This window comes from Coprococcus sp. ART55/1, from assembly GCF_000210595.1.
Classification (GTDB): domain Bacteria; phylum Bacillota; class Clostridia; order Lachnospirales; family Lachnospiraceae; genus Coprococcus; species Coprococcus aceti.
The window spans coordinates 1673349-1680495 of record NC_021018.1 but is presented as its reverse complement, the minus strand read 5'-3'; the positions used below and the strand labels follow the sequence as shown (position 1 = coordinate 1680495).

Annotated in this window: 6 protein-coding genes and 1 pseudogene; 3 read left to right on the top strand and 4 right to left on the bottom strand. The window is 41.3% G+C overall.

Annotated elements, in window-relative coordinates:
- Nucleotides 1-8: 8 nt before the first annotated feature.
- The 3 genes from CCU_RS07715 to CCU_RS07705 all read left to right on the top strand — a co-directional run bounded on the left by CCU_RS07715 (nucleotide 9) and on the right by CCU_RS07705 (nucleotide 2982).
- Nucleotides 9-980 (top strand): Gfo/Idh/MocA family protein, encoded by a 972-nt coding sequence (locus tag CCU_RS07715; RefSeq protein WP_161172226.1) that lies wholly within the window; start codon nucleotides 9-11, stop codon nucleotides 978-980.
- Between the two features lie 535 nt (nucleotides 981-1515).
- The gene (locus tag CCU_RS07710; protein ID WP_015534187.1) at nucleotides 1516-2301 is read left to right on the top strand and encodes an AAA family ATPase; all 786 of its coding nucleotides are present in this window, start codon (nucleotides 1516-1518) and stop codon (nucleotides 2299-2301) included.
- 3 nt (nucleotides 2302-2304) lie between these two features.
- Nucleotides 2305-2982: a hypothetical protein gene (locus tag CCU_RS07705; RefSeq protein ID WP_015534186.1), complete on the top strand. Its 678-nt coding sequence runs from the start codon at nucleotides 2305-2307 to the stop codon at nucleotides 2980-2982.
- 45 nt (nucleotides 2983-3027) lie between these two features.
- Here CCU_RS07705 and CCU_RS07700 read toward each other — a convergent pair whose 3' ends face one another.
- From CCU_RS07700 to CCU_RS07685, 4 genes and pseudogenes are all read right to left on the bottom strand, one after another.
- Complete coding sequence (locus CCU_RS07700; RefSeq protein ID WP_015534185.1) at nucleotides 3028-3606, bottom strand: TetR/AcrR family transcriptional regulator; 579 nt, start codon at nucleotides 3604-3606, stop codon at nucleotides 3028-3030.
- 94 nt (nucleotides 3607-3700) lie between these two features.
- Nucleotides 3701-5260: an AMP-binding protein gene (locus CCU_RS07695; RefSeq protein ID WP_015534184.1), complete on the bottom strand. Its 1560-nt coding sequence runs from the start codon at nucleotides 5258-5260 to the stop codon at nucleotides 3701-3703.
- Between the two features lie 68 nt (nucleotides 5261-5328).
- The gene (locus tag CCU_RS07690; protein ID WP_015534183.1) at nucleotides 5329-5577 is read right to left on the bottom strand and encodes an acyl carrier protein; all 249 of its coding nucleotides are present in this window, start codon (nucleotides 5575-5577) and stop codon (nucleotides 5329-5331) included.
- Nucleotides 5578-5639: 62 nt separating this feature from the next.
- Nucleotides 5640-7031 (bottom strand): annotated as a pseudogene (locus CCU_RS07685) (condensation domain-containing protein).
- Nucleotides 7032-7147 lie beyond the last annotated feature (116 nt).

Here is a 7147-nt window from a genome sequence, read left to right as displayed (position 1 = left end):
AAATAGACATGAAAGATATCAAATGGGCAGTTCTCGGAACAGGAGTTATCGCAAATGAGATGGCAGTGGCACTCAAAAAGAATGGCAGGAACATTTATGCGGTTGGTAACAGGACGTATGACAAAGCGGTGGCATTTGCTGAGAAGTATGGCATAGGTAAGGTTTATTCAGACTACAATGAGATGTTCACGGATCCGGAAGTGGACGTGATATATATAACGACACCACACAATACACACATACAGTTTATGAGAAGAGCGATAGAGAATGGAAAACATATACTTGTGGAAAAATCTATAACATTGAACAGCGGTGAACTTGGAGATATGTTGGAACTGGCGGAGCAGCACAATGTGATCATAGGAGAGGCGATGACTATTTATCATATGCCTATTTACAGAAAACTTAAGGAGCTACTGGACTCGGGTGCACTTGGCAAAGTCAATCTCATAACCATGAACTTTGGAAGCTTCAAAGACTATGATATGAACAATCGATTCTTCAACAGAAACCTTGCGGGAGGGGCAATGCTGGATATAGGTGTGTATGCCCTGTCGTTTATAAGGTGGTTCATGGATTCAAAGCCAGACAAGCTTCTTTCACAGGTTAAGCCTGCGCCTACTGGAGTGGATGAGCAGGCAGGACTTTTGCTTATGAATAAGGAAGGACAGATGGCAACCGTTATGCTGTCCCTTCACTCGAAGCAGCCGAAACGTGGAATGGTATCATGTGAAAACGGATATATAGAGGTGATGGAGTATCCAAGAGCGTGGGAGGCGAAGGTCACATACACAGATACAGGCAAAACTGAGACTGTTGCAGCTGGAGAAAATGCGGATGCCCTTGCGTATGAGCTTCAGGACATGGAGAGTGCGATATCCGGTGATGGAGATATGTATCTGGAATATACAAAGGATGTCATGGATATGATGACAGAGTTCAGAAGATCATGGCGATTTACATATCCAGAGGAAGAATAGGTAGATTGTCATATGTAGGGGAGGCTGTTTAGAACAATTGCACACAATTGTCAGATAAATAAAAAAAGTCCTTGACATAAAATTGCAGTGGTGGTATCTTATAAAAGCTGTCGCATGAGTAGGCAGCAGACGACAGCTTTTATAGGTATACAACATGATATGTCACTGAGACATGATTATAAATTACTTGAAAAAAGTTGTTGACATACACACTTCGGTGTGGTAGTATTTAGAAGTTGTCGCCGAAGAGGTCAGACATCAGCAACCGAAAAGGTCTTGGAAAAAAGATGAAAAAGTTGTTGACAAAGAACTTCAGATGTGATAACATATAGAAGTTGTCGCTGAGAGGCGAGAGCACAAAGAACCTTGAAAAATTAACAACATGACAACCCTGAAATTCCAAAAAAAGAATTTCAAGAACGTCGGATCAGAGATGATGTCAAAGATCTAACAAACCAATAACAGTAAAGATGGTTAGGAAAAAAATATAAAATCTCTCACGAAATTTAAACGACAGGTTGGTTATGTAGATTGTATGGCAGCTGAGTCGAATGAAAAGCTGATGCTTAATTGGTTTCATACTCAGACATTAAAATGTCTCCAGGAGCGGCAGAGAACTGGTGTTATAGAAAAATCGTTATTGTTAAAGACTGTAGAAACAGCTATCTGCAAGTGCTTTGAGAGAATTAGTGGCGCTAAAAATGCTAGCATTATATTCGATCTTGATACACACAGATTGGTTTTGGATTTTGAAAGTGCAGATGGCATTTTACAAAAATTTGCAATGGATGAAATGAGTGATGGATACAAGAATACACTTAGTATGATTGGCGATATAGCGTATCGTATGGCTGTTTTAAATCCTATGCTGGGTGAAAAGGTGCTGGAAGAAACACCGGGAGTCATCTTAATAGATGAGATAGATCTACATTTGCATCCGCAGTGGCAGCAGACAATTATAAGCGATTTAATCAGTATTTTTCCAAAGATACAATTCATCGTCAGTTCACATGCCCCGGCAGTTATCAATTCTGTTTCCAGAGAGCAGATTCGAATTCTGGATAACGGAGAGATTTATATTCCAGCGGCGCAGACATATGGAAGAGATGCAAATTCCATACTAAGGGAAGTGATGAAGGTATCTGAACGTCCAATGAGAATAACAGAGCTATTGAAGGCATTTTATGTATTCATGGATAATAAGCAATATGATGAAGCGGATAAAGTTTTATCGGAGATTGAGGATGTTGTTGGAACGACAGATCCTGATATTGCAGCAGCGAGAACAGCACTTGATTTGGAAAAGATACTGGGAGAATAGTGTATGATAGTTGTAAAAAGAGGAAAGGAACCGAACAGCCTGTTGCAATTCCGTAAGCAGTATCCTGAGGCAGATTATGAGGTGGACATGCCTACGAATGTTTTACAGGACGTCAGAACCCAGTTGTGGGAAGAACAAAAGCATTTGTGTGCATATTGTATGAAGAAAATTGCTAGTCCAAATGTCGAAAGAATTGAACATTGCAGACCGAGACATCCACATGGTGAAATTGAACATGACAAAAAATCTACTTTGGATTTTAAATGGATGCTAGGAGTCTGCTATGGAAACAGTTTGACAAAAGGAGTAAAACATGATGATACAACTTGCGATGCACATAGAGGAAATACAGAGCTTGCAGTTAATCCCTTTGATGAACAGTCAATTAGAAAGATAAAGTATAGATCAGATGGCAGCATTTATTCGGATGATGAAGAAATCAATAAGGATGTTACAGAGACCCTGAATTTAAATTGTGAGGCGGTTTCTCTTCCTGCGACGCGTAAAAAAGTATTACAGGAAGAACAGCGCAGAATCATGAGGAAATGTAAGGGGAAATCCCAGGAAGTATTTATACGTGAGTTGGAGCGTACATATGAAAGCCTGGTTCGGGAAAGAAATTTAACACCGTATTGTGGAATAATCATTTCTTGGCTTGAGAATAAGTTGAAGATATCATAGTGTTTCGAGGAGACTTTATTGGGGGTTATCAGGAAGTGGTGAGACCTATATCCCCAAATACGGTCTCATACCATCCAGAAACGCTTCTGTCAGGAAAGCAGACACCTTGTCGCTGCTTTCCTGACAGTTATCCACTGCAAACTTGTGCAGGATACCAACCACGCCGCCTATTGCGTATGCTACGGCGTATGAGTATTTCTCCTGGGCCAGGCCGGTCTTGCTGGATTTTTCCAGAATTAATCGCACGTATCTATGGAACATTGTCAGTGCCTTTTCCACGAAATCATAAGCCTCAGGTGTGGCAATGATGATCATGAGAAATCTATTTGCTTTCATGTATTCGCATAGAGACCTGAAGAACTGGTGGCAGATCTCAAGATTGCCTTCTGGTTTGAAGCTATTCATGATCTGAAATATTTCATCGATGATGCGGTCTTCCATGGCATTGATGAAAGCAGGCATGTCTTCATAGTGGTTGTAAAATGTGCTTCTGGTCACACCTGTGAGTTTGGTTATCTCGGACACGCTTATTTTGTTCAGAGCCTTTTGACCTGCAAGTATCTTGAATGCATCTAGAAGGTCACTTTCAGTTCTATCATATCGGGGATCGGTTGAGTTGATCATGGCTGTCTCCTTTATCTGCTGCCTGGCTTGGTACTGCAGTTTTGTCATTATCTAATACAGCAATGTTACAACAATAATGCGTGTGAGTCTATTGTTATACGAGATTTCTTTTGATCTTTTTTGTCGAACTCTTTTCAAACGGCTCTTTTCTTATATCCAGTGCAGAGATCCTTTTGTATGTTGGCTGGTTTTTGTTAAAAGTATCAATAATTTTTTGCAATTTTTCAGAAGTTCTGTCTGCATCCATATGTTTCTTATCTACAAAATCCTGATCTGGATATATGTGAGCAGTGAGATGGTTGCCGTCGCCGGTAATGACTATTTCTGAAATAAGGGGCTCTATAGAAAGCTTTCCTTCCAGTTCCTCAGGGGATATGTTTTCACCATTTGCCAGAATGATGAGGTTCTTTTTCCTTCCGGTTATATACATGAAACCATCGGAGTCGAGATAACCAAGATCTCCGGTGCAGAGCCAGCCGTCTTGAAAAGCTTCTGCGGTTTCGTCTGGCATGTCGTAGTATCCGGACATGACGCTTGTGCCTTTTACCTGAATTTCCTCATCGACAAAACGAACAGCACAGTTGTCCAGGAGTTTGCCAACGGATCCGGGTCTGTTGTATCTGTGATTGTTGGAGCAAATTACAGGGGAGCATTCAGTCATGCCGTATCCCTGGAGTATGTCTATTCCGTATTTTTTGAATTCGGTAACATACATAGGATCCAGATATGCCCCTCCGCAGAATATATATTCCAGTTTACCGCCAAATGCTTCCTTTGCAACCAGCTTTTTAGGAAGGAGAGGGTTGACGTCTTTGAGTTTTTTGTAAATGGTTTCTACCATGAGAGGAACCATCAGCATGCCAACGGGCTGGAACCGTTTCATATTTTTCAGCATGTGGAGCAACGAGTCATTGATGCAGATAGTGGCGCCCAGCGAAATGCCCTTCATCCATTCCATTGTCAGGCAGAAGGCGTGATGTATAGGAAGAACGCTCAGAATAGTTACACCAGGTTCCAGATTTACATATACATTTTCAACATTTTGTGCGAGATTGAATTGAGACAGCATGACGCCTTTGCTTTTACCTGTTGTTCCGGAGGTATACATAAGCGTACACATTTTATCCTTATCCTGATCGGCAAATGCAAAGTCAGCCGGTATGGTAATTTCGCTGCGGAGCTGTTCAAATGACAAAATTGCTAATTGTGGATTTGAATCTGCACCCTCCAGATGCTCTATATCGACTTTCTTTTCCATGGTGAATACAATATTCATTTCGGGACAATCGTCTGTCAGTTCTGTTATCACATCCTTTCTGGATGCTCCGCAGAATAATGCAGTTGATCCTGACCGATTCAGAAGTTCATGTAATTCCGGAGCAGACAGGTTTGCATCTAGCGGTACAGCAGTATTTCCCGTGAAAAGTATAGCCATGTAGGCGCAGATCCATTCATAAGAGCTGATTCCCACCAGTGCAATATGTGTTCCGCAGAGTCCTTTATTTCGCAAAATGACAGCAGTTTTGCGAATGTCATCCCACAGATCTCCGTAGCTCTTTTCGACAATCTCTCTGTGAGACAGATATTTAACAGCTATTACATCTCTATGTATCCGACAGCTTTTTTCAACAATTTCCAGAATATTTTCTTCCATATATCATATCTCCATTTCTTTTATGTGAGGCAAAATGGGACATACTCCGTCGTCCCAGATTTTTAATGTTAAACCGATGCAGAAGAGCTTGTCAGGTTGTCAAGGTATTTGATGGCGTCTTCTATAGTGTGAATATTGATGATCTCATCTTCATCGATTTCCACGTCAAATGTATCTTCAAGGTCGCCGAGAAAAGTCATGAAATCAAGTGAGCTAAAGCCCAAATCTTCTATGAATCGCATATCATTAGTGATTTCATCAGCTGGTGTATTGCAGTATTCGGCAACAATGTTCAAAAAAGTTATATTAGTATTCATATTAAAAATCTCCTTATTGAATTAATTAAAGGGGACAGGAACCTCCGTCCCCAAAAAAATAGTTAGATGCATTCGATGATTTCGCCCACAGTCATTTCTGGCTCGGCAATGCCTTTGAAGATTATCTTCATAAGGTAGTAGTAGAACAGTTCAATGTCCTGTTCGGAGAGACTTGCGGTCTGGTATCTGAAATAGAAATTCAAACCCAGATCATTTGCACTGTGCATGACGGTGAGATAGATCTTTTGTTTTGATGTACCGTTTGGAATCCACATGCTCCTTACGGAAATGTCTTCGAGATGCGGATTTTTAAGCCTGATAGGAAGAGGCTGGTAAGTAAGCCCCACGCTCTCATAAGTAGTGTGTGGAGGAGTGTGGAACATTTCTTTCATCTGGTCAGACAAAAGTTCCGGGTCATAATTGCAGTGTCGGTATACATGATTCTGAACATCCTGAATCATGAAAACTGCATCCAAAAACTCTGTGTCCGGATCAATGATGGTTCTGCAAGGGTATGCCATTGCGCGAGAGCCACCTGATACCCACTCGGCATGTGTGGAACGTCTTGAAACATAATTCCTTATGGAAATGTCAGTCTGTCCGCCATTTGCCTTGGAGAGATAAGTTCGTATTCCCATGAGAATGAGGTTGGTCATGGGTATGTGATTGTTCATACAAAAATCCAGGAGATTCTGGGTTGGCTCAGCATCCAGATGATAGTTCTTTGTAGCGACAGACAGGTCGTTGATCTCCTGATCTGCAGCGCGGAGTGACTTGTCATTGTGAAGGCGTCTGCTTTCCTGAAGTATCCGTTGTCCCTGTATATCGGAGTAAATAGGTTCTCCATTTTCCTCCAGCACATTTTGCCAGTACATGCGGTCTTTTGAGACACGTTTTTCGTCTGTGCTTTTTTTAAGATCACGTTCGACCATGTCAGTGAAACTTGCCATGTCCTCGGGATAAGGCGTGCCAAATTTGTAATGACAGTACAGTTCCATGATGTCATTCACCATGACGATAGCTCCACATGAATCCATGAGTCTGTGATCGATCTTGATGTACAGCCCATTGTAGCCACCCGGAAGCGAGATCATTTTTATCACATTCATTGGAATATTGTCCCCGTCAAATGGAATTCTGGACCATTCTTCCATGCGGTGCTAAGCGTCATCACCGGAAAGCCATGAAAGGTTTTCGTAATCAATATCTCTGTCATCGTGAGAAACAACATATTGCCGTACCTCTCCATTTGGGTCAACTTTTGTAAAACGGATTCGCAGGCATTCGTATCTCTCGTATTCCAGTTGTATGCATTTTTTCAGCAAACCAAAATCAAGCGGCGCCTGCAGAGTCATACAAATGCTTATATTTGCGACTTGCTGAGTGCCAAATTCAATAATTGGTTTGAAATGTATCTTTTGTGAAGGTGTTAATGGATAATATTTTCTTGGCATAATTTACTCCTCCTGATGTTCTGATACGCTGTGGGAAAAGTTATCACAAGAAAAATAAGGATTCAATATGCCGGATCCGCTAATGGACACTTTAGATGAAATTGACCGGAAATCGG

What these genes read in the sequence shown, in the direction of transcription:
- CCU_RS07715 (WP_161172226.1), top strand. Translation starts at nt 9, where the DNA reads ATGAAAGATATCAAATGGGCAGTTCTCGGAACAGGAGTTATCGCAAAT.
- CCU_RS07710 (WP_015534187.1), top strand. Translation starts at nt 1,516, where the DNA reads ATGGCAGCTGAGTCGAATGAAAAGCTGATGCTTAATTGGTTTCATACT.
- CCU_RS07705 (WP_015534186.1), top strand. Translation starts at nt 2,305, where the DNA reads ATGATAGTTGTAAAAAGAGGAAAGGAACCGAACAGCCTGTTGCAATTC.
- CCU_RS07700 (WP_015534185.1), bottom strand. Translation starts at nt 3,606, where the DNA reads ATGATCAACTCAACCGATCCCCGATATGATAGAACTGAAAGTGACCTT.
- CCU_RS07695 (WP_015534184.1), bottom strand. Translation starts at nt 5,260, where the DNA reads ATGGAAGAAAATATTCTGGAAATTGTTGAAAAAAGCTGTCGGATACAT.
- CCU_RS07690 (WP_015534183.1), bottom strand. Translation starts at nt 5,577, where the DNA reads ATGAATACTAATATAACTTTTTTGAACATTGTTGCCGAATACTGCAAT.